Annotated in this window: 16 protein-coding genes; 6 read left to right on the top strand and 10 right to left on the bottom strand. The window is 32.7% G+C overall.

Translation table 11 applies throughout. The features are described from left to right. Positions 1 to 41: 41 nt before the first annotated feature. Together CLV91_RS02425 and CLV91_RS02415 are read right to left on the bottom strand one after the other, a co-directional pair. Positions 42 to 2,957, bottom strand: coding sequence for a DUF5060 domain-containing protein (locus CLV91_RS02425; protein WP_211333183.1), 2,916 nt, complete (start codon positions 2,955 to 2,957; stop codon positions 42 to 44). A gap of 28 nt (positions 2,958 to 2,985) precedes the next feature. Further along, positions 2,986 to 4,032 carry a LacI family DNA-binding transcriptional regulator gene (locus tag CLV91_RS02415; RefSeq protein WP_121063614.1) on the bottom strand — a complete coding sequence of 349 codons (1,047 nt, stop codon included), beginning with the start codon at positions 4,030 to 4,032 and terminating at the stop codon, positions 2,986 to 2,988. Between the two features lie 151 nt (positions 4,033 to 4,183). Here CLV91_RS02415 and CLV91_RS02410 point away from each other — a divergent pair, with 151 nt between their 5' ends. The 6 genes from CLV91_RS02410 to CLV91_RS02385 all read left to right on the top strand — a co-directional run bounded on the left by CLV91_RS02410 (position 4,184) and on the right by CLV91_RS02385 (position 11,271). Further along, complete coding sequence (locus tag CLV91_RS02410) at positions 4,184 to 5,263, top strand: tartrate dehydrogenase (protein ID WP_121063611.1); 1,080 nt, start codon at positions 4,184 to 4,186, stop codon at positions 5,261 to 5,263. Positions 5,264 to 5,267: 4 nt separating this feature from the next. Continuing rightward, positions 5,268 to 5,906, top strand: a complete 639-nt coding sequence (locus CLV91_RS02405) for a cyclase family protein (protein WP_121063609.1) — start codon at positions 5,268 to 5,270, stop codon at positions 5,904 to 5,906. A gap of 3 nt (positions 5,907 to 5,909) precedes the next feature. Then, entirely contained in the window at positions 5,910 to 7,295 is a 1,386-nt protein-coding gene (locus tag CLV91_RS02400) for a four-carbon acid sugar kinase family protein (protein WP_121063607.1), read from the top strand. Next, on the top strand, positions 7,292 to 8,560 hold the full coding sequence (locus tag CLV91_RS02395) for an MFS transporter (RefSeq protein ID WP_121063605.1): 1,269 nt from the start codon (positions 7,292 to 7,294) through the stop codon (positions 8,558 to 8,560). The genes CLV91_RS02400 and CLV91_RS02395 overlap by 4 nt, the downstream gene beginning before the upstream one ends. 2 nt (positions 8,561 to 8,562) lie before the next feature. Beyond that, positions 8,563 to 9,588: a Gfo/Idh/MocA family protein gene (locus tag CLV91_RS02390; protein ID WP_121063603.1), complete on the top strand. Its 1,026-nt coding sequence runs from the start codon at positions 8,563 to 8,565 to the stop codon at positions 9,586 to 9,588. A gap of 111 nt (positions 9,589 to 9,699) precedes the next feature. Further along, on the top strand, positions 9,700 to 11,271 hold the full coding sequence (locus CLV91_RS02385) for a sulfatase family protein (RefSeq protein WP_121063601.1): 1,572 nt from the start codon (positions 9,700 to 9,702) through the stop codon (positions 11,269 to 11,271). A 79-nt stretch (positions 11,272 to 11,350) separates the two neighbouring features. Here CLV91_RS02385 and CLV91_RS02380 read toward each other — a convergent pair whose 3' ends face one another. From CLV91_RS02380 to CLV91_RS02345, 8 genes are all read right to left on the bottom strand, one after another. Next, positions 11,351 to 11,983 (bottom strand): bifunctional 4-hydroxy-2-oxoglutarate aldolase/2-dehydro-3-deoxy-phosphogluconate aldolase, encoded by a 633-nt coding sequence (locus tag CLV91_RS02380; RefSeq protein WP_121063599.1) that lies wholly within the window; start codon positions 11,981 to 11,983, stop codon positions 11,351 to 11,353. Continuing rightward, on the bottom strand, positions 11,980 to 12,987 hold the full coding sequence (locus tag CLV91_RS02375; RefSeq protein ID WP_121063597.1) for a sugar kinase: 1,008 nt from the start codon (positions 12,985 to 12,987) through the stop codon (positions 11,980 to 11,982). The genes CLV91_RS02380 and CLV91_RS02375 overlap by 4 nt, the downstream gene beginning before the upstream one ends. Positions 12,988 to 12,992: 5 nt before the next feature. Continuing rightward, positions 12,993 to 14,150: a mandelate racemase/muconate lactonizing enzyme family protein gene (locus CLV91_RS02370; protein ID WP_121063595.1), complete on the bottom strand. Its 1,158-nt coding sequence runs from the start codon at positions 14,148 to 14,150 to the stop codon at positions 12,993 to 12,995. Between the two features lie 38 nt (positions 14,151 to 14,188). Continuing rightward, positions 14,189 to 15,478 (bottom strand): MFS transporter, encoded by a 1,290-nt coding sequence (locus CLV91_RS02365; protein ID WP_121063593.1) that lies wholly within the window; start codon positions 15,476 to 15,478, stop codon positions 14,189 to 14,191. A 201-nt stretch (positions 15,479 to 15,679) separates the two neighbouring features. Further along, entirely contained in the window at positions 15,680 to 17,431 is a 1,752-nt protein-coding gene (locus CLV91_RS02360) for a RagB/SusD family nutrient uptake outer membrane protein (protein ID WP_121065652.1), read from the bottom strand. 11 nt (positions 17,432 to 17,442) lie between these two features. Beyond that, complete coding sequence (locus CLV91_RS02355) at positions 17,443 to 20,661, bottom strand: SusC/RagA family TonB-linked outer membrane protein (RefSeq protein WP_245987121.1); 3,219 nt, start codon at positions 20,659 to 20,661, stop codon at positions 17,443 to 17,445. A gap of 426 nt (positions 20,662 to 21,087) precedes the next feature. Then, positions 21,088 to 22,377 carry an MFS transporter gene (locus CLV91_RS02350; protein ID WP_121063588.1) on the bottom strand — a complete coding sequence of 430 codons (1,290 nt, stop codon included), beginning with the start codon at positions 22,375 to 22,377 and terminating at the stop codon, positions 21,088 to 21,090. A 62-nt stretch (positions 22,378 to 22,439) separates the two neighbouring features. Further along, positions 22,440 to 24,482: a hybrid sensor histidine kinase/response regulator transcription factor gene (locus CLV91_RS02345; RefSeq protein WP_121063587.1), complete on the bottom strand. Its 2,043-nt coding sequence runs from the start codon at positions 24,480 to 24,482 to the stop codon at positions 22,440 to 22,442. Between the last annotated feature and the right edge of the window lie 6 nt (positions 24,483 to 24,488).

Genomic DNA, 24,488 nt, shown 5'->3' with positions numbered 1-24,488 from the left:
CTAGAAGGTAGGTTGTAAAAACCTACCTTTAGTTTTATCTATTATTCTTTTGTAACAAGAATAACCCAGTCTAATTGTTTTTTGTCTGGGGATTTTCCTAATTCTACTACGGTTCCTCCTTTAACTTTTTTTACTTTAGACTTCTTTAATGAACCACCTTGTTTAGGATTATACCAAAGAACTTTATATTCTCCTGTAGCATTTGATAAATCTAAAGTTGAGGTTGTTTTAGAATTTAAATAAACAACATAAGTATCATTTTCTTTTGCAAGGCAATACACTGTATTCTTGTTTTCTGGATTACCTACTAAGCTATTATTGTTTTCCATTTCCCAGAAGGAAACATTGTTGTCTTTAAAGAAATTAATAGCGTGTACGGTTTGGTCCCAAAACAAATCTCTAGAACGGTAATCTTGACAAGTAAGATCGGAATTAGCATGCTTGTAACCAAAGTACCATTCGTTACCCCAGCCACCGGCCATGAAAGTACCCCAAAGTGCATTTCTTCTAGCTGTATCATGTCCAGGATTTTCATCGTCTGGTAATAAAGAATGTTGCGCATCTCCTGGTTCATCTACTGCAGCTGCCCATTGAAAACCAGCTTCTTTTGATATTTTTAATAAATGCAAGACCTCTTTATGAATGGTGCTAAAATCAGATTTGTGAGTTTGTATAGATGGGCCAGTTAATCCACTATCAGGACCTAATAAATCATCATACTTTACACCATTATGTATTACTAAATGATGATGGTATGGGTCATGGTTTTTAAAGTAATGGGTCATTGCTAACCTTTCTTCTGTGCTTTGTGGAGGTGTTGGGTGGTCTTTAATCCATTCTCCATTTTCTTCACATAAATTCCAGTTTAAGGCTAAATGGTGACCAAATCTGGCCATTAATTCCCTATAATATAGCTTGCTGTTTGCGCCAACACCACCGTTATCTAATAGTCCTTGATTTTCTACTTCTAAGGTTTTAAAATGAAGAAAAAGACCTAGTTTTTGTGCATACTCAAAAAGAGATTCCCACTGGTCCATTTTAGAAACATCAATACGGTCATAGGTGTCATAATCTATATAAGGGAATACATTTTGATCATCACCAGCAATATTATTTGTTAAAAAAGAAACAGAATTTAAATCTTTAGAAGCTAAATAATTTAATGCGCCTACGATAGCTTTTCCTTTACCATTTTTCCAAGTTAAATCTCCTTTTTTCCAATCTTTTTCATGTGCTTCCCATGTCTTTACTAAATTATCTTTGTGTCCGTCATTATGAAACGTACCATCAAAATCTATATAAGATAAAAAATTCTCAGGAGCATCTGGTCCTTGTTTTAGGAAGTACTCTCCTGTTTCTGCAAATTTTAAATAACGTTCCCCAACATATTGGAGTCTTCCTTTTGCTCTAAAATCTTTTCCTTTTTTATTAGTATTTTCTATGGTAAATTTACCAGTAGCACCATCCATGTAACCACCACTTAATCCAGAATTTATTTTATCGCTTACAGCCACCCAATTACCTTTTCTAAAATCTACTTCATAGGTCCATTCTCCTATTTCATCTGGAGCAAAATGCACACGCCATTTATTCCCTTCAGTAGCAGAAGATTCTCCGGCATAGCCATCTGCAGCAAAATAACCTGGGATAAGATATTTTTTACCAGTTTTAGTGTGTGTAAACGTAGTGTTAAAACGGAAATTCATAAAAGGATTATTCTTTTTAGTTTCAGAGGTAAGTGGCCCATCAAAAGTAAGGGTTACTTTATGCCATTTTTTTAATTCACCATCTACAACAACACTTGTATTTTCATTGCCTCCTTTTAGACCTTTAAGTAGTTTGTCTCCTTTTCCTATTGGGGTAATATTTATACCGCTCCATCGGCCTCTACTAAATTCTTTTTGATCTCTACTTCCTATTTTTCCATCAATAGTAATAATGTCATTTGTGTTTAATTGTACATCTAAAAACGTTTTACCATAGTCTGGTCCTTCTTCAAAAGGGTCTGTACTTAATTCTGGTCTAAATGTTCCTTGTGGGTACTTATTTACAGTAAGTGTAAAAGAAGACCTTCCGTCATTTTCGCCAACGCCATGTACCACGATGTCAAATAAACCAGAAGCTCCAGTATATTTATAAGTAGCTTTGGCGGTTTCATTTTTATTTGGGTTTATTGCTAGCCAATTTTTGTCTACATAAAAAGTATTATTTTGAATATCAAATTCGGTTGCCTTTATAGTTGCATAGTCAGGATATTTTTCTTTAACAGCATCCATTAAAGAAATGGTATTTTCTTCTTCTTTAAGTTTGTCTAAAGAAAAATGTTTATCAGTTGTCATTATCCACTGGTCCATGGCAAAGCCATCTTCTCGCATACTAAATTGAATATCATATTCGCCTGCTTTATCAATATCCAAATAAATTAAACCAGGTACCCCGCAATGAACTTCTAAGGTTCTTTGGCTACTACCCAAAGTCCATGAATTTTTACCATCGCACCATTGCATTCTTTGTCCGCTTTCTGGCCATTCTCCATTGATACCAACATGTACCCCGTTGTCTTCAGAATTTGAGCTATAAGCGCTTGCCCATATGTAATAACGGCCTGGAGTGTTTACTTTTACCTTGTAGTGCACAATTGCCATTTTCCCAGCTTCATTACTAAAATTTACTTTAGGAATAAGTTTATCTTTGTGGTTGGTTCTAGTATCTGGTAATATTTTAATGTAACTGTTGTGACTAGCAGTTTTGGCTTCTAGATTATTTTTATCAGAAATAATATGCCATTTGCGTATCTCTGTTTTTGTTTGATTTTGAAAATCTTCTGCCTCAACAACTAAAAGACCATTTTTTTCTTCTAGAACTTTTTGGTTCTGAGCTTTTAATGTAGCACCAAATAGAAAAACAGCTAGTGTAGTTCCTAGTGTTATTTTTATTTTATGTTTTAAATATTTCATTGTAAAATTTAATTTAAATGTTAATTAATTATGGTTTTGAGTTTCTATTTTTATTTGTGGAGTTTCGCACAACTAAAAAAGATTTAAGAATTCTTTTTTCATAAACTTTATTGAAATTGTTGAGCTGTTTTAATAGTAGTTGCGCAGATTCTTCTCCCATTCTATAACCTGGCTGATCTATACTGGTTAATGAGGGTTCTAAAAGTTCATCTATAGGTTCGTTGTTAAAACCAATTAGAGATAATTTTTCAGGTATAGCAATTCCTCTTTCCTTTGCAGCTAACATTACACTAATTGCTATTTGATCACTAAAGGTTAAAATTCCGTCTGGGTAATCAGGAGAATATAATAAAGTTCTTGCCGCAGTTAATGTACTTTCTCTATCAAACCTGCTATACATTATATGATTATCATCAATATCTATTTTATTATCCGCTAAAGCATCTTTAAAACCCTGAGCTCTTTCTTTGTTTATTTGTAGTACCTCTGGACCTCCTATATATGCTATTTTTTTACATCCAACAGAAATTAAATGCATTACAGCTTCATATGCGGCTCTTTTATTGTCTATAGTTACCTTATGTGTAATTACATCATTACATTCTCTATTAAAAAAAACTAAAGGAACACCTAATTTTTTTAACTCTAGAAAATGTGAAAATTCTTTGGTTTCACTTGCCAAAGAAGCTATTATGCCATTTACCCCAGCTTGTATAAGCTCTTTTACTAAGCTTTTTTCCCTTTCATAAGATTCATTAGATTGGCATACTATAATGTGCATACCGTTTTGTTCTGCAATATGCTCTATCCCACTTATTGCCATGGCATATAAGTGATAACTAATTTTAGGTACTATTACTCCTATAAGATTAGATGCTTTCTTTTTTTCTTCACTAAGCATATCTATAGATAAATACCCCATTCTTTTTGCGGTATTTTTTACCATTTCTTGTGTTTTTCTACTAATTCTAGGATTGCTTTTTAATGCTCTAGAGGCAGTAGATATAGAAATGTTTAGCGTTTCTGCAATATCTTTTAAAGTAGGGGTTTCTTTCTCTCTTTCTTTTTTTGTCATAATTACATTTTGTGCAATTTATTGCGCAAATAATAGTATATATTCAATCAAATGTAGTTAAAATTATATATTTTTGTATTAAATAGATATAAAAATTATTAAATAAACATTTTGTAGTTGTGCAAAATTGCGCAAAAATAATTCACTTAAAATGGGAAAAGTATATAAAATAGCCGTTGTAAACGGAGACGGAATTGGAGCAGAAATTGTGCCAGCAGGTGTTTCTGTATTAAAAGCTGTTGCAAAAAAGCATGGTTTTAATTTAGATTTAAATGAATTGTCTTGGGGAGCAGGTCATTATTTAAAACATGGAGAATTTATGCCAGAAGATGGTATAGAGCAAATGAAAACGTATGATGCAATTTATTTTGGAGCTGTAGGTTTGCCAGAAGTAGACGATACTTTGCCAGCTAGAGATTATACTTTTAAAGTAAGAGGAAAACTTAAGCAGTATGTAAATTACAGACCTGTAAAATTATTTCCAGGAATAGATAGTCCGTTAAGAGATAAAACGCAAAAAGATATAGATTTTGTAGTTGTTCGTGAGAATAATGAGGGAGAGTTTGTACAAAATGGACAAATAATGCATGCAGAAGAAGCTGGTGGAGTTGCTACAGATACTAGTGTATTTACTAGATTTGGAATAGAGCGTATTGCACACTACTCTTTTAAATTAGCAAGAAAAAGAAGAAGTAAGGTAACGAACGTAACAAAATCTAACACCTTAATACATAGTCTTGCTTATTGGGATAGAGTTATTGCAGAGGTTGCAGAACAGTATCCAGATGTAGAGTACAATACGATGTATATAGATAATGCATCTGCAAGTTTTGTACTTCGCCCAGAAGTTTTTGATGTTATTTTAACTACGAATCTTTTTGGAGATATATTGTCAGATTTAGGAGGCGCTATTATGGGTAGTCTTGGCCTTGGTGGAAGTGGAAACATTAATCCGGAAAAGGATTTTCCTTCTATGTTTGAACCTATACATGGTTCTGCTCCAGATATTGCTGGGCAAAACATAGCAAATCCAATAGGTCAAATTTGGTCGGCTGCTATAATGTTAGATCATTTAGGAGAAACAGAAGCTGCAAAAGATATTATGAAAGGTATAGAGCATACTACTTCTAAAGGAAATTTAACGAAAGACCTTAAAGGAAATGCATCTACCTCTGATGTAGCAAATAGTGTGGTAAATTATATAGAGACTTCAGAACTAGTAGTTGCATAAGAAAATGAGCAACAAAAAAATTATAGATTTAACCCTGCCCATAAATAATACTATGAGCGGGGTTACTATAGAACCTGCTCGTTCTCTCGCTAAAGATGGTTGGAATGCAACAACTTTAAATTTATACTCTCATAGTGGCACCCACATGGATGCGCCCATTCATTTTGGAGTAACCCCCCAAACTATAGATGTAATACCTGCTAATAGGTTTGTTTCTAATGCATGGAAAGTAGATGTAACAAAAATAAAACCTAAAGAATTAATTACTATAAGACATCTGCAAGCTGTTGCTGATAAAATTAGTCCTGGAGATAGTATTTTATTGCAAACAGGTTGGAGTAAAAAAATAGGGTCAGAAGAGTATCGTAATGCATTACCAAGAATAAGTAAAGAATTGGCTTTATGGCTTGGAGAAAAAAAGGTGAACATTATAGGTGTAGAGCCACCATCTGTTGCAGATGTAAACAACATTGAGGAAGTAACGGAAATTCATAATATTTTAATGAAGAATGATATTATAATAATTGAAGGGCTTACCAATTTAGAATCTCTTCCCTCTTCAGAATTTACACTGGTTGCACTTCCTATAAAGGTAGAAAACGGCGATGGTGCGCCAGCAAGAGTAATAGCAATAGAGAAATAAATAATGCTAAAAGAAGGAATATTAAAATCTATTGAAGAAGGGAAACTGTTACAAGGTTCTGTACATGCTATACGTAAAGAGCTAAATAAAAACCCAAAAACTATTATAGTTTTAGATGATGACCCTACAGGAACACAAACAGTGTATAATGTACCTGTAATTACAGAATGGACAGATGAGGTTCTTGAAAAAGAAATACTTAGTAGTTCTGTTTTTTTTATTTTAACTAATTCTAGAAGTTTACAAATACAAAATGCGAATGTATTAGCAGCATTAATTGGTTCTAGACTTAATAAGTTATCTAAAAAACATAAAAAAGAGCTAGTTTTAATTAGTAGAGGAGATTCTACTTTAAGAGGTCATTATCCTAATGAAGTAAATGCTCTTGCAGAGGGATTACAAATACCAAAAGCTAAACATGTACTAGCTCCTGCTTTTTTTGAAGGAGGTAGGTATACCTATAAGAATATCCATTATGTAAAAGAAGGTCAAGAATTTATTCCTGCAGCAAAAACACCCTTTGCAAAGGATAATACTTTTGGCTACTTATCATCTAACCTAATAGATTGGATATTAGAAAAAACGAGTGCTATAGTAGATCCTAAAAACATTGGAAGTTTATCAATTAAGGAATTAAGAGAAGATTCAGAGGAAAGTTTACAAAGCATTCTCAAAAAACCGAGTATATCGCATATAATAGCTAATGCAACATCTTATGCAGATTTAGAGAAATTAGCTTTAATAGGTTTGCAAAGTAAAGAGACTATAATATATAGAACAGCTGCATCTTTTGTAAATGCTATTACAGGGATAACACCTAAAAACTGTTTAACAAAAAAAGAAATATTAGGGGAAGACTCTAAAGGAGGTTCTTTATTAGTAATAGGGTCTTATGTTCCAAAAACAACATTGCAATTAAATTATTTAAAAGAAAACACAAAAGCTATTTTCTTAGAATTAGACGTTACAAACGTATTAAATACTGCTGTTTTTAAAAAGGAAATAGAAAAATTAATTTCTAGAGTAAATAGTAATTTAGAAAAAGGAGAAGACGTTGTTCTTTTTACTAGCAGAACTATTATTAAAGGAGTTTCTCAAGTTAAAAGTCTTGAGATTGTAAACTTAGTATCTAATGGCCTTATTCGTATAGTTAAAGAATTGTCATGTACTCCCAAATATATTATCGCTAAAGGAGGTATTACCTCTAGTGATGTGGCAACAAAAGCTCTGAGAGTTAAAAGAGCCTTTGTAATGGGGCAAGCATTAAAAGGTGTTCCTGTTTGGCAATTAGGGAAGGAAAGTAAATTTCCTAAAATGCCATATATTATTTTTCCAGGAAATGTTGGTGATGAAAAGGCTTTGTATGAATTATTAAAAATTTTAAAATGAAAAAAAACAGCTTTTTCCCTAAGCGTTATTTTATGATAGTAGGCACTTTTCTTTTAGCCTTATTATTATATGTAGACCGTATTTGTATTAGTGTAGCTAAAGAGCCAATAGCAGAGGCTCTTAGTTTAAGTGATAAACAAATGGGATGGGTTTTAGCTGCTTTTTCTCTTGGATATGCTTTTTTTCAAACTCCATCTGGGATAATGGTAGATCGTTTTGGACCTAGAAAAATATTGACTATTATAGTTGTTTTATGGTCTTCTTTTACGGCAATTACAGGAGCAGCTTGGAATTTTATTTCTCTCTTAATAATTCGTTTTTTATTCGGAGCAGGAGAAGCTGGTGCCTTTCCTGGTATGTCTAGAGCAATTTATAGTTGGATACCTTTAAAAGAAAGAGGAATAGTTACAGGTATTAATTTTTCTGGCTCCCGTTTAGGAGCTGCGTTTGCAGTGCCTGCAGTAGCATGGGCAATAACAGATTTTGGTTGGCGTAACACTTTTGTACTATTAGGAGTGTTAGGAGGAGTATGGGCTATTTGTTGGTATATATTTTTCAGAGATACACCAGAAGAGTTGAAGAGTATTAGTCAAGAAGAAAAAGATTTTATAATATCGCAAAGACAAGAAAAAAACACAAATGCTACCACCAAAAAAATACACTTTGGAACTTTGCTAAAATCAAAAAATATGTGGCTTGCAATGGGTCAGTATTTCTGTAGTAATTTTACCTTTTTCTTTGCACTTACTTGGTTGTTTCCTCATATTAAAAGCGAATATCAACTAGATACTGTGGAGGCAGGTTTGTATACCGCAATTCCTTTAGTTTTTGGTGCCTTTGGCAATTGGTTTTCTGGTTGGTTAATAGATAAAATATATAAAAAAGGAAAATGGGATGCATCTAGAATATTTCCGGCTTCTTTAGGATTTGCCTTAGCAGCAATAGGTTTGCTTGGTAGTGTATACATGAGCTCTGCAGTTGGAGCAATAGTATTTTTAAGCATTGCAATTTTTGGTGCAGATATGACATTGCCACCGTCTTGGGCCTTTTGTGTAGATATAGGTAAAAAACATGCGGGAACAGTTTCTGGTACAATGAATATGGCTGGTAATATTGGAGCCTTTATAACAGCTTTATTGTTTCCATATTTATTATCTTGGACAGGAAGTACAACGTTGTTTTTTGTTGTAGGAGCAATATTAAATATTATAGCTGTTTTGATATGGTTTAATATGAAACCTCATAAACACTTTTCAGAATATTAAGAATGAAAATTTATAAAGGAGTTTGTATAGGCGCAGGGTATTTTAGCCAATTTCATTACGAGGCATGGGCGCGTTTAGAAAACTTAGAAATAGTAGCAGTTTGCGATATTTCTATAGAAAAAGCGCAAACAATATGTGATACCTATGGTTTTGCAAAAGCGTATGAGAATTTTGAAGAAATGCTTAAGCAAGAAAAGCCAGATTTTGTGGACGTTATAACACCGCCAAATACACATTTAGAGATATGTAAAATTGCAGCATCTAATAGTATTCATATTATTTGCCAAAAACCTCTTGCTCCAACATATAAAGAGTCTATACAGCTCGCTAAAATAATAGAAGAATCTAATGTAAGAATGATGGTGCATGAGAATTTTCGTTTTCAACCGTGGCATAGAGAAATCAAAAAATTACTAGTACAAAATAGTATTGGGAATAAGTTGCACACTATTAACCTTTGTATGCGAATGGGAGATGGTTGGCAACCTGATGCATATATGAATAGACAACCCTATTTTAGAGAAATGGAAAAGCTGTTAATTTATGAAACAGGTATCCATTTTATAGATGTTTTTCGTTATTTAGGAGGAGAAATAACAAAGGTTTATGCAAAATTAAAAACCTTAAATACTAATATAAAAGGAGAAGATTTTGCTTGGGTAAATTTTGATTTTATTAATGGTGCTGTAGGTTTTTTAGATGCAAATAGGTATAACGAAAGTACATCAGACAATCCTAGATTCACTTTTGGAAAAGTGCTAATTGAAGGTAATAAAGGTAGTATTAGATTATATGAAGATGGGAGAATAACCATCCAATTATTAGGAGAAAAAGAAAAAGAGCACAGCTATAAATTTGAGAAAATAAATTTTGCAGGAGACTGTGTTTTTAATACCCAAAAACATTTTATAGACCAGCTTAGTTCTGGTAAACCTTTTGAGACGGATGTTTCTTTGTACCTAAAAAATATAGTAGTGCAAGACAAAATATATGAGTCTAGTAAATTAGGAAAAGAGATTTCTATATAAAAATATAATAGTCCAATTAAGAAGAAGGTTATTAATTGTAATTTATACGTTTTATAAACGTAAAATTCTTATATTTCGCTAACTTAATTCAATAACTCAACAATTTATATTATGACAAACAAAATTAAAAAAAGTAGCTTTTTACTTTTTCTAGCAGTCTGTTTTGCGTTTTTTTCTAGTTGTAAAGAAAAGAAAGCAGAAACAGCTGTAAAAGAAGAGGTTCAGAAAAAACCTAATATTGTTTTTATTTACATGGACGATTTAGGGTATGGAGACGTAGGGTTTAACGGTTCTACAGTATTGAAAACTCCAAATATGGATAACTTAGCAAATAATGGTTTGCGTTTTACAAACGGTTATGCATCATCAGCTACGTGTACTCCAAGTAGATATGCTTTATTAACGGGTTCTTACCCTTGGAGAAATAAAAACGCTAAAATATTACCAGGAACGGCTCCGCTGCTTATTAGTGAAGACCAAATGACAGTACCAAAAATGCTTAATCAAGAAGGCTATTACACAGGTGTTGTAGGTAAATGGCATTTAGGATTAGGAAGCGGACATGTAAACTGGAATGAGAAAGTTAAACCAAGTCCTAATGAAGTTGGTTTTGACTATTCTTATATTATGGCGGCAACGCAAGATAGAGTGCCAACGGTATACATAGAAAATGGAGATGTTGTTAATTTAGATCCTAATGATCCTATTGAAATTAATTATAAAGAAAATTTTGAAGGAGAGCCAACGGGAGTAGATAATCCAGAATTATTAAAATTAAAATGGCATCACGGGCATAATAATAGTATAGTTAATGGTATACCAAGAATTGGATATATGAAAGGTGGGGAATCTGCTAAATGGGTAGATGAAGACATGGCGGATCACTTTTTAAAAGGTGCGCAAGATTATGTTAAAAAACATAAAGAGGAACCATTCTTTTTATACTATGCAATGCAGCAGCCTCATGTGCCGCGTACACCACATCCAAGATTTGTAGGTAAGTCTGGTTTAGGAGCTCGTGGAGATGTTATTATGGAGGCAGATTGGTGTGTAGGAGAGTTTGTAAAGACATTAGAAGAAGAAGGTTTATTAGAGAATACAATTATAGTTTTCTCTAGTGATAATGGCCCTGTATTAAACGATGGATATTTTGATGAGTCTGTTGAAAAATTAGGAGAACATACACCAGCAGGTGGACTTAGAGGTGGGAAATATAGTTTGTTTGAAGCGGGTACACGTGTTCCTTTCTTTACCTATTGGAAAGGTACTATAACACCAGGAGTTTCTGATGCATTAGTATGTCAAATGGATTTACTTTCTTCTTTAGCTACTTTAGTTGGTAGTGATGCTAAAGTAGAGGATAGTGAGAACCTTTTAAATGCTTTCCTAGGAAAAAGTAAGCAGGGAAGAGATAACTTAGTTCTTGAAGCAGGTTCTAGAACAGCATTAAGACAAGGAGATTGGGCTATGATACCAGCATATAGTGGTGTAGCTGTTATGGATCAAGTTAATATTGAGCCAGGAAATTCTGATGTGCCAATGCTTTTTAATTTGAAGGAGGATTTAGGACAACAAAAGAATGTTGCTGAAGAAAACCCTGAAAAGCTAAAAGAAATGATGGATGTTTTTATAGGTATTAGAGGAGAGAATTATAAAAAAACACAAAAGATAATTCTTAAGTAGTAAAAGGAGTCTAAAAAAAAGAGCCTGTGATGTATACAATCACAGGCTCTTTTTTTGTTTGTTAATTTTTAAAAACTTACTATTTTTCGTTAAGAATAGATAAATATTTTTTTGATAAAGTCACAATGTCATTAAAATCAGATTCGGAATTAACAACTTTCGTTAATCCACCACCAATACCAAGTCCTTCAGCTCCAGCAGTAATCCAATCAGCAGCACTATTTTCATCAATACCACCTACAGCAAATAATGGAATGTCACTTAAAGGTGCTTTTACTGCTTTAAAGTATTTTATTCCCATGGCACCAGCAGGGAATATTTTAACAATATCTGCACCAGCTTCAGCAGCCATGCTAATTTCTGATGGGGTAATAGCCCCCATTAAAACCGGGATGTTGTTTTCATGAGCAACTTTAATAGTTTCTATGTTTGTATTTGGCGTAACTAAAAATTGTGCGCCAGCATTTACAGAGTCCTTGGCTTTATTTGCATTAGTGACTGTACCGGCACCAATAAGCGTATTAGGGTATTTTGTTCTAGCTTTAGAAATTTCTTCTAAGTAGCCAGGAGTATTAGAAGTTACCTCTAACGTTTTAATTCCTCCTTTAACCAAGGCATCTATAACTTTTGCAACTTGTTGTTGTTCTTTCATTCTTATAACAACAACTATCTTACTGTCTTTAATTATCTCTAAAATTTCTTCTCTTTTCATCGTAATACGTGTCCTGTTATATTTCCATTTCTTATGGAGTTAATTTCCTCTTCGTTACTTGTATGTTGATCTCCTTTTATAGTATGTTTTAGAGCAAAGGCAGCAGTTGCAAAACCAATTACCTTTTCTTTATCCCACTTTTTATTTAATCCGTGTAAACATCCTGCTGCAAAAGCATCTCCTGTACCAAAGCGGTCTAAAATCTGTACTTTATAGGTGTCAGAGACAATAGGGTCATTAGCACCTATATAAATACCAGATAGTCCATTTTCATTAGCAGAGTAATGATCACGTACGGTAAAAGCTAGTTCATTTAAACAAAATTCGTTCTTAGCTTTAGTAATAATATCAACTGTTTTATCTATACTATTAGAGCCCTCACCTGTCATACCATAAACATCATTTAATACGCCCATATTTCCAAACAAAATATCTGTGTTTTCTAAAATGGCATCAAATATTTTTCTAGCATTTGATACATCACTCCAAAGAGTTCTTCTATAATTCATATCAAAGCTAACCTTAACATTTAATTTTCTTGCAACTTTAGCTAAAGAAATTACTTCATCAGCACAATGTTTAGATAATGCAGGTGTAATTCCAGATATAAAAAGATGTTTTTGTCCTTCTAGTATTTTTTCCCAATCAAATTCATTGTTTTTTATACTAGCAATAGCAGAATTTTCTCTATCATAAATTACACTAGAAGGTCTTATAGAGGAACCAATTTCTATAAAATAAGTTCCAACCCTATTTCCTCCTCTTAATATGTTATTCGTATTTATACCATAGAACCTTAAGGAGTTTACAGCAGCGTCTCCTAGCTGATTTTTTGGAAGTTTAGTAACAAACTGTGTTTTATTGCCTAAATATGCTAAGGAGCTAGCTACATTAGATTCTGAGCCTGCAAAGTGTACTCCAAAATTTTTTGCGCTATTTATTTTAGCAGCGTAATCGTTAGGAGTTAGTCTAAGCATTATTTCTCCAAAAGTTGTAAAACTCATAATGTTTACCAATTAGTAAGTGAACCGTCTTTTCTATAAAGACGAGGGATTTCTACAGGTTTAAATTTTAATGTTTTAGCGTATTCTTCGTTAAAATCTATTCCTAAACCAGGAGTATCCGTAACCGGATATCTTGGACCAGCTAATTTATGTTGCTCAGGGTAAAATTTTGGGTCATTTGTTATAACATGTGCACCAGTATTTACTTCTTCTAACCAACTAAAATTAGGGCATGATGCAGCTAAGTGTATAGTTGCAGCGGTGCATATTGGCCCTAAAGGATTATGTGGCATTAAATCTATATAGTGTGTTTCTGCCATAGCAGCAACCTTTTTAGCTTCGGTAATACCACCAACATTACAAACGTCTATTCTTGCGTATTGTGTTATGTTCTTTTCTATGAAAGGCATAAATTGCCATTTGCTAGAAAACTCTTCTCCTATGGCAAAAGGAATATCTATCATTTTACGTAGATTTTCATATGCTTCTGGATTTTCATCACGTATAGGCTCTTCTATAAAATCTATAGTACCTTTTGGCATTCTTTGTATAAAAGTGTATGTTTCTGCTTGTGTTAACCTTGTGTGGTAATCTATACCAATAGTTATTTTTGTTCCTACTTCTTTTCTTAAAGCAATTAACCATTCTGAAATTATTGAGATAGATTCTCTTGGTTCAAATTGGCTTTGGTTTTCTTGTGCTTCAAATTCAGCAGGAGCTAAGCGAAGCATATTCCATCCTTCTGCTACAAGTCCTTTAGAAAGTCTGATAAGTTCTTCTAGCGTAGAAAAACGTACCGAAGCAAAACATTCTACAAAGTTACGTTGTTTACCTCCTAAAAGCTCATAAACAGGAACCCCTAATGTTTTCCCTTTTATATCATATAATGCTATGTCTATTGCAGATATTGCGGCGGTTAAAACTCTTCCGCCTTCAAAATACTGCCCTCTATATAAATCTTGCCAAATGGCACCAATTTGCATTGGGTTTCTCCCAATAAGTAATGGTTTGTAATGCTTTATAGCGCCAACTACGGCAAGTTCCCTTCCGGAAAGGCCGGAAGCTCCCCAACCATAGATACCACTATCTGTCTCTATCTTAATTACTAATTGACTTCCACTTCCAACATTTATTGGATATGTTTTTATATCGGTGATTTTCATTTTTATATTCTAAATTACTATTAGTAATACTACTGTCTTTATTTGTTTTTTGGTACAATACGTTCTACTTTACCAACAATAAAAGTATAGGAAACAAAGCCTAACAATGCTATTCCTCCAATAAAAAATAGGGCAGGACTAAAATCCCCATCTTTTACTAAATAACCTATTACAATAGGAACAACTATACCAGCTAATCCTCCAATAAAATTAAAGGCTCCACCAGTTAATCCAATAAGTCTTGTAGGTGCTATTAATGATATAAATACCCATGCTATACTTGCAAGACCATTGCCAAAAAAGGAAATAGATAAAAACAGTATTATAAAGAAAGTATCATCGGTATAATTAGCTCCAATAACACCAATAGAAAGTAACATACCAATAATTATTGGTAATTTTCTTGAAGTTTCTACAGAGTATCCTTTTTTTGTTAGATAATCTGATGTAAATCCAGAGAGTAAAACTCCAACAAAAGCTGCTAAATATGGAATAGATGCTAAGAATCCAGATTTAAGAAAGTCTAACCCTCTATATTTTACTAAATATGTTGGAAACCAGGTAAGAAAAAATATTAATGTTGCTCCTAAGCAAAATTGACCTATATAAAGTCCCCATAGTTTACGGTAACTAAATACTTCTTTAATATCTTCCCAGTTAAATTTTTCTTTAACTTCTGTCTGTTTTTTTGTTTCTATAAGGCCACCACCTTCTTGAATATAATTTAATTCCGATTCGCTAATAGATTTATGGTCTTTTGGGTCTCTATAAAAGAAATACCAAATTGCAGCCCATACAAGCCCTATAATTCCTGAGATTATAAAAAGCCCTCTCCAGCCAAATGCATCTTGTATTAAAGTTAAAATAGGTAGTAAAAAAGCCATTCCTAAAAATTGTCCAGATGTGTAGATGCCAATAGCTGTAGCTCTTTCGTTTTCTGGAAACCAGCGTGTAACTACTAAATTATTTATTGGATATGAAGGAGCTTCAAAGAAGCCTATACTTGCTCTTAAACCTATTAATGCGGTAAAAGAATTTACCATTCCTTGAATTAATGTTGCAATAGACCAGAAAACCATTATAAAAGTATATAATACTCTAGATTTTATTCTATCTGCAATAGCACCTCCAGGAATTTGTAATAATGCATAGGTCCAAGCAAAAGCAGAAAATACATATCCCATTTTAATAGAATCTATACCTAAGTCTTCTTGTAAGGCAGATGCTGCAATAGAGATATTACTACGATCCAAATAATTTATTACTACGGTTATAAAAATCATAGCAAGGATATTAAATCGTTTTCTTGTGGTTGGTTTTTCAGTCATTTTCTTTCTTTTTAAAGTCCTTACGAAAATATGTGGATATAAATTGTATTTATAGCACGAATGATTAATATGAAGTAACTAATGTTTTTTTTATAAATAAAATGTAATGTTGGTAGTCATTTAAAGGTAAAAAAAGAACGGTAGTTTACTTAAAAAAGTTACTTGCCGTTCTTAGCTCAAAACTCAACTCAAACAAAATTTTTAATACGCAGGGTCTTGTGTTAATACACCAGATTGTAAATCTAGTTGTGTTTGTGGTACAGGGAAATGATCATCCTGTCCTGCTGTATATGTAGCTCCTTGAATCCATGGAAGTTTATCAGTAGATAATTCTGAAGTCAAGTAAGCATTCATTGTTTCAGCATCAATTCCCCAACGAACTAGATCTTGAAAACGCATACCTTCTAATGCGAACTCTAATCTTGTTTCGTGACGCACTGCCTTTCTTGCATAATCTTGATCAGGAAAAGAAGGGTACAATCCTAATAAATAATTTGCCGCAGGTTGTGATTCATCAATTACTATTGGGTCATCAGCTCCAAAGGTTGTATTACTAATTCTTCCCATAACAATATCATCTTGTGCTCTAAGACGAATTTCATTAACTAGGTCTTTAGCAGTTTCTAAATCATTTTCTTCTACTGCAACTTCTGCTCTCCATAATAATATATGTCCTAATCTAAATAGTCTCCAGTTATTACCATTTAAACCTGCAGACCATGTAGGTGTGTTAATAGATATAGTCTGAAAATTTCTTTTATAGAACATGATTTTTTTGTTTAGGAATGGTCCCATACCAGCTTGATCTAACATCCAGTCTCCACCAGACATTGGTCCCCAATCAAAAAATGGTATTCCACGTCTTGCAATTGTCCAATCTACTCTAGGGTCAAGCAGTTCATTAGTTGGTGTAAAATCATCAGTATCTAATTTTCCATAATCTTCTAATAATAAATTATCTTGGAATGTATCTAATAAAGGAAGTCCATCTGCATCTACTTTAAAAGCATTAAAAAGATCAAAAGAAGGAGCGCTATATGCACAACATAAACCAATATCTGCACCTCTTGGGAATAATGTTCTATGGTCAGAACCAGCATTATGTCCTCCGGCATCGCCATCATTTACAGTATATTGTATTTCAAAAATACTTTCTGCATTGTTTTGCTTTTCTTCGTCATGATTGTCATAAAAGTGATCCATTAATACAAATGGGCCATTATCTATAATATCGTCTAATAACGGTTTAGCTAAATTAAACTCATTTTGAAACATATGAACACGAGCTTTAAAAGCTTTAGCTGCCCAACGAGAAGCACGACCAATTTCTGGAGTTTCAGACATACCATTGTCTATACCCCATTGAATATCTGCTTCAATATTATCCCAAACTTCAGTTTCGTTAGAAACTTCTGCAGGGTTCACGTCTTCTGTTACATAAGGTATTTTTTCAATTTTTGTTCTTAATTGAAAATGAAACCACGCTCTTAACCATCTAGCCTCTGCTTCAATTTGTGATGCAGCCTCCGCAGGAATATTATCTCCTGCATTTCTAAGAACTCTAATAACATCATTAGCTCTTGCAATACCATCGTAATTTGCTTTCCATAAACCTTCTACCCATGGGTTAGTAGGGTCTACTTCATATCTTTCTATTAAATTTATTGCACTCCATCCACCAGTTTGGTCTCCACGGTGCATATCATCAGAAGGTACATCTCCCCAAACCCAGTTTGTAGCTGAAGCTTCACCAGCTCCACCAGGGCCACCTTGTGAGTAACCATCAATAACAGAATATGCTCCTACTAATAATAAATTAGCGCCAGGTTCATCAGAAAGTGTATCAATAGTTACAACACCTCTTGGGAATTCTTCTAAAAATTCATCTTTACAAGCACTAACAGCAATTCCTAGAATTACCAATAGGCTTATTTTTTTATATATTTTCTTCATTTTCATTTTTTTTATAAACTAATATTTAAACCAAGGACAAATTGTTTCGGCTGTGGCCATGTTCCAAAGTCGAAACCTTTATTTATTTCACTGTTTTGATTATTAGCATCAAAAGCAGGAAATACTTCAACATCTAAACCAGAATAATCATCAAAAAGGGTAATTAAATTTGTTCCCATTAAATAAATACGCATATTAGAAACACCTATTTTATCTAAAACATTACTTGGTAAGTTGTATCCTATTTGTAATGATTTAAGACGTAAGAATGTACCATCTTCAACCATATCTGAATTTGTGTTTTGCTCAAAACTTGTTGTGCTAGATGCTTTAGGTAATACAGCATCTTCATTATTTTCTAGATATGGACTTCCCCAAGACTTATATAAACGGTCTGATGCTTTTGGCCCTTGAAATAAACCATATCTTGTAAATCTGTTATAGTAATTAATTAGATCATTACCAACACTTGCATACCAGATAGCGGTTAGGTCAAAGTTTTTATATTGCATCCCAATATTTAAACCTGCTGTAAAATCTGGATGTGGATTTCCAATAGAGGTTCTATCGTCTGGAGTAATTTCTCCATCTGGTACGCCATCTGGACCGCTAATATCTTTTATTTTAAGATTACCAGGTTGGTTATATGTTCCATTTGTAGCGTGTGCATCTGCTTCTGGTTGTGTTTGGAAGATGCCTTCTACAACATAACCATAAAATTCAGGGAAAGAATGCCCATTTTCTGCTCTAGTATAGGTTTGTCCTCTTTCACTTCTACCTGTTACAAAATCATTTTCTCCACCTGATAATTGTGTAACTTCATTTTTATAAGTAGAAATATTTGCGCCTATACTATAAGTGAAATCTGCTCCTACGCTGCCGTTATAATTAAGTTCTATATCAACACCATTATTATCCATAGTTCCAATATTTACAGCTGGGTATTGTGCTTGCCCTACAACAGCAGGTAATTCTATAGGAAATAGCATATCGCTTGTTTTCTTTCTCCAAACATCTACACTTAAATTTAAGCCACCTACTATTGTAGCGTCTAAACCAAAGTTTGTAGATTCTGTAGTTTCCCATACAGCATCAGGGTTTCCGTATGCAATAGACTGGTAGCCTAAAGCAATAGTATTGTCATTACCACCTAAACCATAGTATGAGTTTCCTAAACCAGAACCATATGTGCTATAAATATTACTACTACTACCTATTTGATCATTACCAGATTGACCCCAACCAACTCTAAATTTTAATTGGTTTAACCAACCACTAGTGCCTTCCATGAAGTTTTCTCTAGAAACTACCCAACCTGCAGATACTGCTGGAAAATAACCAACTCTTTTATCTGATGTGAATATGGAAGAAGCATCTCGTCTAACGGTCCCTTCTATCATGTATTTATTATCATAAGAATAGTACAATCTAGAAAACAAAGAAAATAAAGACCCTGCACTAGCATTGGAATCATTAGTTATTCCATCTGCTCCGGCAGTTAAATAGTAAAAATCTGGATTAGTAGATATATAACCTGCTCTACCGGCTTGTATTTCATCAAAACTACTTTTGTAGGATTCCATACCTAAAAGAATATCTAGATTGTGAACTTCTGAAAATGTTTTTGCATAGGTAAGTGTGTTAGAAAAGTTCCAAGTTAATCTATTATTTCTTGTTTCACTTAAGGTATTAGCAAAAGAACCGTTGGTGTTTTCTGGATCACCAAATCTTGGGTCATGGTTACTAAACCAATTCATATTATAACCAAATAAAGATTTGAATTTTAAATCTTTTAAGGGCTCTATTTGCATATAAAAATTACCTGTTAGATTTAATGTTTTTCTTAAATCTCTTCTGTTGCGAAAATTACTTCCTACTGGGTTAGGGCCATCATTTAAGTTACCACCAACAATACCACCTGCATAATTTCCGCCTTCATCATATAAAGGAATTAAAGGACTTGTTTCAGCAATAGCGTTAAAACCTATAGTGTTACCTTTACTTTCTGTAAATGTTGCTCCTAATCTTTGTCCAATTGTTAACCAATCAGTTATTTCTGAATCTATATTAGATCTAAAAGCATACCTGTTAAAAGAATTGTATTTAAACACCCCTTCTTCATCAAAGAAACTAGCATTTAAAGCATAAGTTGTTTTTTCTGAACCTCCAGTAACAGAAAGGCCGTATTCTTGTAACATTGCAGTACTGTCATACATTTCTTCTAACCAATCTGTACCATTTTGGTTAGTACGTGTAATTGGATAGTTTCTTTCCTCGTATAAAGAAGGATCTGTAGAAGGGTCTCCGTTTGATGCCCCATTAGGGAATAAATAATCGTTAACTCTTGTTGCCATTATGTCGTTTGGATCAAACTGAAAATGTGCATGATTCGGAGTAATACCATCATTAGTTTGTTCTAACCAAATCATTTGCCCTATTAAATTAGGATCAGTAACTAAATCCATTTTGGCATTACTTTTTCCAACGCCAGTTTTTACATTTAATTGAAGTTTTGCTTTTTGGTTTTTTCTTCCTGATTTTGTAGTAACTAATATTACACCATTTGCACCTCTAGAACCATAAATAGCAGTAGATGAAGCATCTTTTAATACTTGAATGGTTTTTATTTGGTCTGGTGGTGGTATAGAACCTCCAATAGAACCATCAATAATATACAATGGGTTGTTGCCATTTATACTACCTAGACCACGAATCCTTACTTGCGCTTGTTGTCCTGGTCTTGCGGATGCTACCACAGTTACACCAGAAGCACTACCTTGTAATGCTCTTGTAGCATCTGCAGATGGTTGTTGGTCAAGAAAATCATTGTCCACAGTACTCACAGCTGTTACTACATCGGTCTTTTTTCTAGAACCGTATCCAATAAGTACTACCTCTTCAAGTGCTTCAGCACTTTCGGATAATTGCACGTTAATGGTTGTGTTATCACCTATTGTTACTTCTTTAGTAGTAAAACCAGTATAGCTTACAACTAATACGTCTCCTTTGTTTGCTTTGAGTGTATAATTACCGTCAAAGTCTGAAACCACACCGTTTGTAGTTCCTTTTACAACTATGTTAGCTCCAATAAGAACTTCGTTTAGTTGGTCTGTTACATTACCTGTTATTTGGGTAGACTGCGCTTCTGCAGAAGTAACGCAGAAAAGCATAATTGCTAAACCAAACAAAAGGTTGCGTGGTTTAAATCGAGTAGTTAATCGTTTTTTCATAAAATTGATTTAATGAGTTAATTTGTTTAGTAGTTAGGTAATGAAGAAGTGAATTTTTTAAGAGCTCTGAGTAAAAGCAAATTCTTAATAAATATCAAATCCTCATTTTCCTTATGCAAAAATTGCTTTTTTGTTAATTTTTGCTCGGTAAAATGTGGTCATTGTTAAGGATTTTTTAACATATGGTCAAATCCTGTTTAGCGTGGGAATTTCTACTACTTTGGTCTTTTACTACCTTTATGTGACCATTAATTACCTTTGTAATGCTATATGTTAAGGTATTATCTAGTTTGCTATATAAAAGATGTAGGATGTTTTGGGTAATATGTTGTAAAATTTTAAAGAAGATACAGATGCCTTGTATTTTTTTTGAAAGTAAATGTTTTTAAGCAAAAATAATAGTCGTTATTTTTTTGAATAAAACTCTTAAATATTTATTTTTTTAATTTTTCCAATTAAGAAGATAAAGGATAAAAGGCCAACAACAGTAAGGCAAGTTATAAAGAAAATAGCAGGTCTAAAGTCTCCGTTTTTAGCAAGATAACCTATAGCAATTGGAGTAATTACTGCAGAAGAAGAGCCAATAAAGTTAAATGTACCTCCCACAAGACCAATGAGTCTCTTTGGAGCCATTAGGGAAACAAAAACCCATGTTGTACTAGCAAATCCATTTCCAAAAAAAGCAATGGTTAAAAATAGAATTATAAAATTTGTATTGTCCGTATAATTTACTCCAATGATACATGTTGAGAGTAGCATGCCGCATATAATAGGTAGTTTTCTTGCTACTTCTTTCTTGTAGCCTTTACGGATTAAAAAGTCTGATGTAAACCCAGATAGTATTACACCCACAAATGCTGCTAAAAAAGGAATAGAAGCCAAAAAACCAGATTCCAGAAAGTCAATGCCTCTATATTGTACTAAATATGTAGGGAACCAAGTTAAGAAGAATATTATAAGAGATCCAATACAAAATTGTCCAATATAAAGACCCCAAAGTTTTTTGTGTACAAAAGCATGTTTAATGTCTTTCCAAGAGAATTTTATAGTGTTTTCACTGTCGTGATTATTACTAGTATTTGGCTCGTCTTGACAAATATATTCCAATTCAGTTTTACTAATGCTTTTGTGTTCTTTTGGGTCTCTATAAAATTTATGCCATATATAGCTAAGTATTAGTCCTATAACTCCTGAAAAAATAAATAAACCCCTCCACCCTAAATAATATTGTATAGAAACTAAAAGAGGAGTTAAAAAAGCTAGCCCAACATATTGTCCAGAAGTATATATAGCTATAGCGGATCCTCTTTCTTTTTCTGGAAACCATTTGCTTGCTATGGCGTTATTTGTTGGGAATGATGGAGCCTGAAAAATACCGCTACTAGCTCTTAAACCTGTTAATACAGTAAAAGAATTTACAAACCCCTGCAGTAAGCTAGAAATGGACCATAATATTAGCATTACTGGATATAGAATTCTTGCTTTTATATTATCTACAAGTATGCCTCCTGGAATTTGAAAAATGGCATATGTCCATGCAAATGCAGAAAAAATATACCCCATTTGTATAGAACTTAAACTTAAATCTTGGCTTAAAGCAAATGCTGCTACAGAAATGTTACTCCTGTCTATATAATTTACAACAACAGAAATAAATACTAGGGTTAATACATTAAAACGTTTTCTAATACTACCTGTTGGTTTTTTAGTATTCATTGCCTTAAATAACTTTTTAGTAAAGTTAAGATATGAAAGTAAATTTTTAGTTAGATGTTAGTTTAATTTGGTTTGAAATCCATGTTATCATCACTATTTTTTTTGTATTTAGAAACATATGATGAAGGGGATTGCCCAAACATTTTTCTAAAACACTTACCAAAATAATTGGGGTCGTTGAACCCAACTAAATAACTAATTTCAGAAATTGTGTATTGGTTTTTTGCTAACAACTGGGAAGCACGTTTTAGTTTAATCATTCTTATAAATTCATTTGGAGCATGGCCAGTTAAATTCTTTAGTTTCCTAAATAATGTAGATCTACTTAGGCTCATGTCTTCTGCTAATTGATCAACACCATAGGATTCATTCTGCATGTGCTTTTCTAAAAAAGACATAATTTTATTTAAAAATGCTTGTTCGTTAGAATTTATACTAACATCTTCTATAGTTAACAGTTCTTGTGTTTTTAAATACCTGCCAATAGATGCTCTAGATTCTACTAATTTATCTACTCTTAAACTTAAAAGTTCCATTTTAATAGGTTTAGAAATATAAGCATCTGCACCAGATTCAAACCCTTCCATTCTATTCTCTTCAGTATTTAAGGGGGATAAAAGTATAATGGGAATATGACTGGTTTTAGCATTATTCTTAAGTTGATAACATAAAGCTATACCGCCAGATTGTTCTGTAGAAACGTCTCCAATTATAAGTTTTGGAATTTTTTTTAACGCAAGGTTTAAGGCTTCTTTGCTGTTTTTGGCTTCTAGAATGGAATATTTATTGTGAAGCCCTTTTTTTATTAGGTTTCTTGTTTTTTGAGAGTTGTCATAAATTAATACCGTTGGTTTTGTTTTTTCTAAAACTAAACTAGGATTATTTTCACTATTATTTTTTATGGTATTGCTGTTAGTTTCCGCAGTAGTATTAGGGATTTCTCCGGATACTAAATGTACATTTCCTAAAGGGATTTTTAATAAATAACTATTTTTTTTAATAGAAGAAATAGTACCATAATGTAACTGCATTATTTTTTCTATAACTTTATATTTTGTGTTTAGAAAATCTTCTGAGGGGTTAAAAGTATCTAAGCCTGGAGTATCGTTATCTGCTTCATATTTTATTAGAATATATTTACATTCTATTTCTCTAGATTTCCGGTTTATTTTAAGTAAGTCTGTAGGTATTTCTGTAGAAATTGTGATAGTACTTTCCTCTTGCGCAGTTTGTATTAATTCATAAGTAATATCATTAATTACTTTTTCAAATTTATCTGCATCAAACCAAACATCAGAAACTAATAATTTACTTTTAAATAATAATAAAATGTTTTTGTTTTGTGCTATTAACTTTTGAGACTCTATGTTGTTTTTTATAAAATCTATTATATTTTCTTTTTTTAAAATAAGTTCAGATTTTCCAATTTCAATTTTCCTGTAATCTGTTAATTCATTAACAACGCCAATAAGTTGTTTTACATTAGATTCAATAGACTTTAGTTTAGTTTCAATAAATGCATCATTCGTTTTCAATGCTAAAAGTTCATCTAAAGGATTTAGAATGTTTGTGAGTGGCGACTTGAAATCATGATTAATGGTCGTGAAAAAATGTAATTTTAATCGGTTAATTTCATTAGTTGCCTCTTGGACTTTAAATATATTTTTTTCATTAATTCGCAACTGTTTGTAATACCATGATATTAATAAGATGCTTATAAAAAATGTTCCAACAAATAAAAGAGGCCATGCTTTTTTACCATAAGGAGAATAGGTGCTAAAAGAAATAGGTTTTGGTACTGCGTACCAAATATTTTTGGAACTTTCTAAAGGGTCTTTATTTGTTTTTTTAGCGGTTAAAGAAGTAAAGTTTATATTGCTTTTTTTGTAAGTAAAAAAGGATGACTTGTTTGTATTAAAAGAGGAATTTAATTTCCCTTTAAGAGGGTTATTAGTAACTAGTAAGTTTGTATTGCTAAATTCTTTATTATTTAAAATTTGTTGTTGTTGAGCATGTAAAATAGAAGTTTGGCATAACATAACAAAAGCTAAAAAAGCTATTGTTTGTTTGTAAAAACAACTGTATTTCTTGTTTAAATTTCTCATTGATTT

Source organism: Maribacter vaceletii, from assembly GCF_003634105.1.
Lineage (GTDB): Bacteria > Bacteroidota > Bacteroidia > Flavobacteriales > Flavobacteriaceae > Maribacter_B > Maribacter_B vaceletii.
Note: the sequence above shows the minus strand (reverse complement) of the source record. Positions and strands in the feature narration are given on the sequence as shown.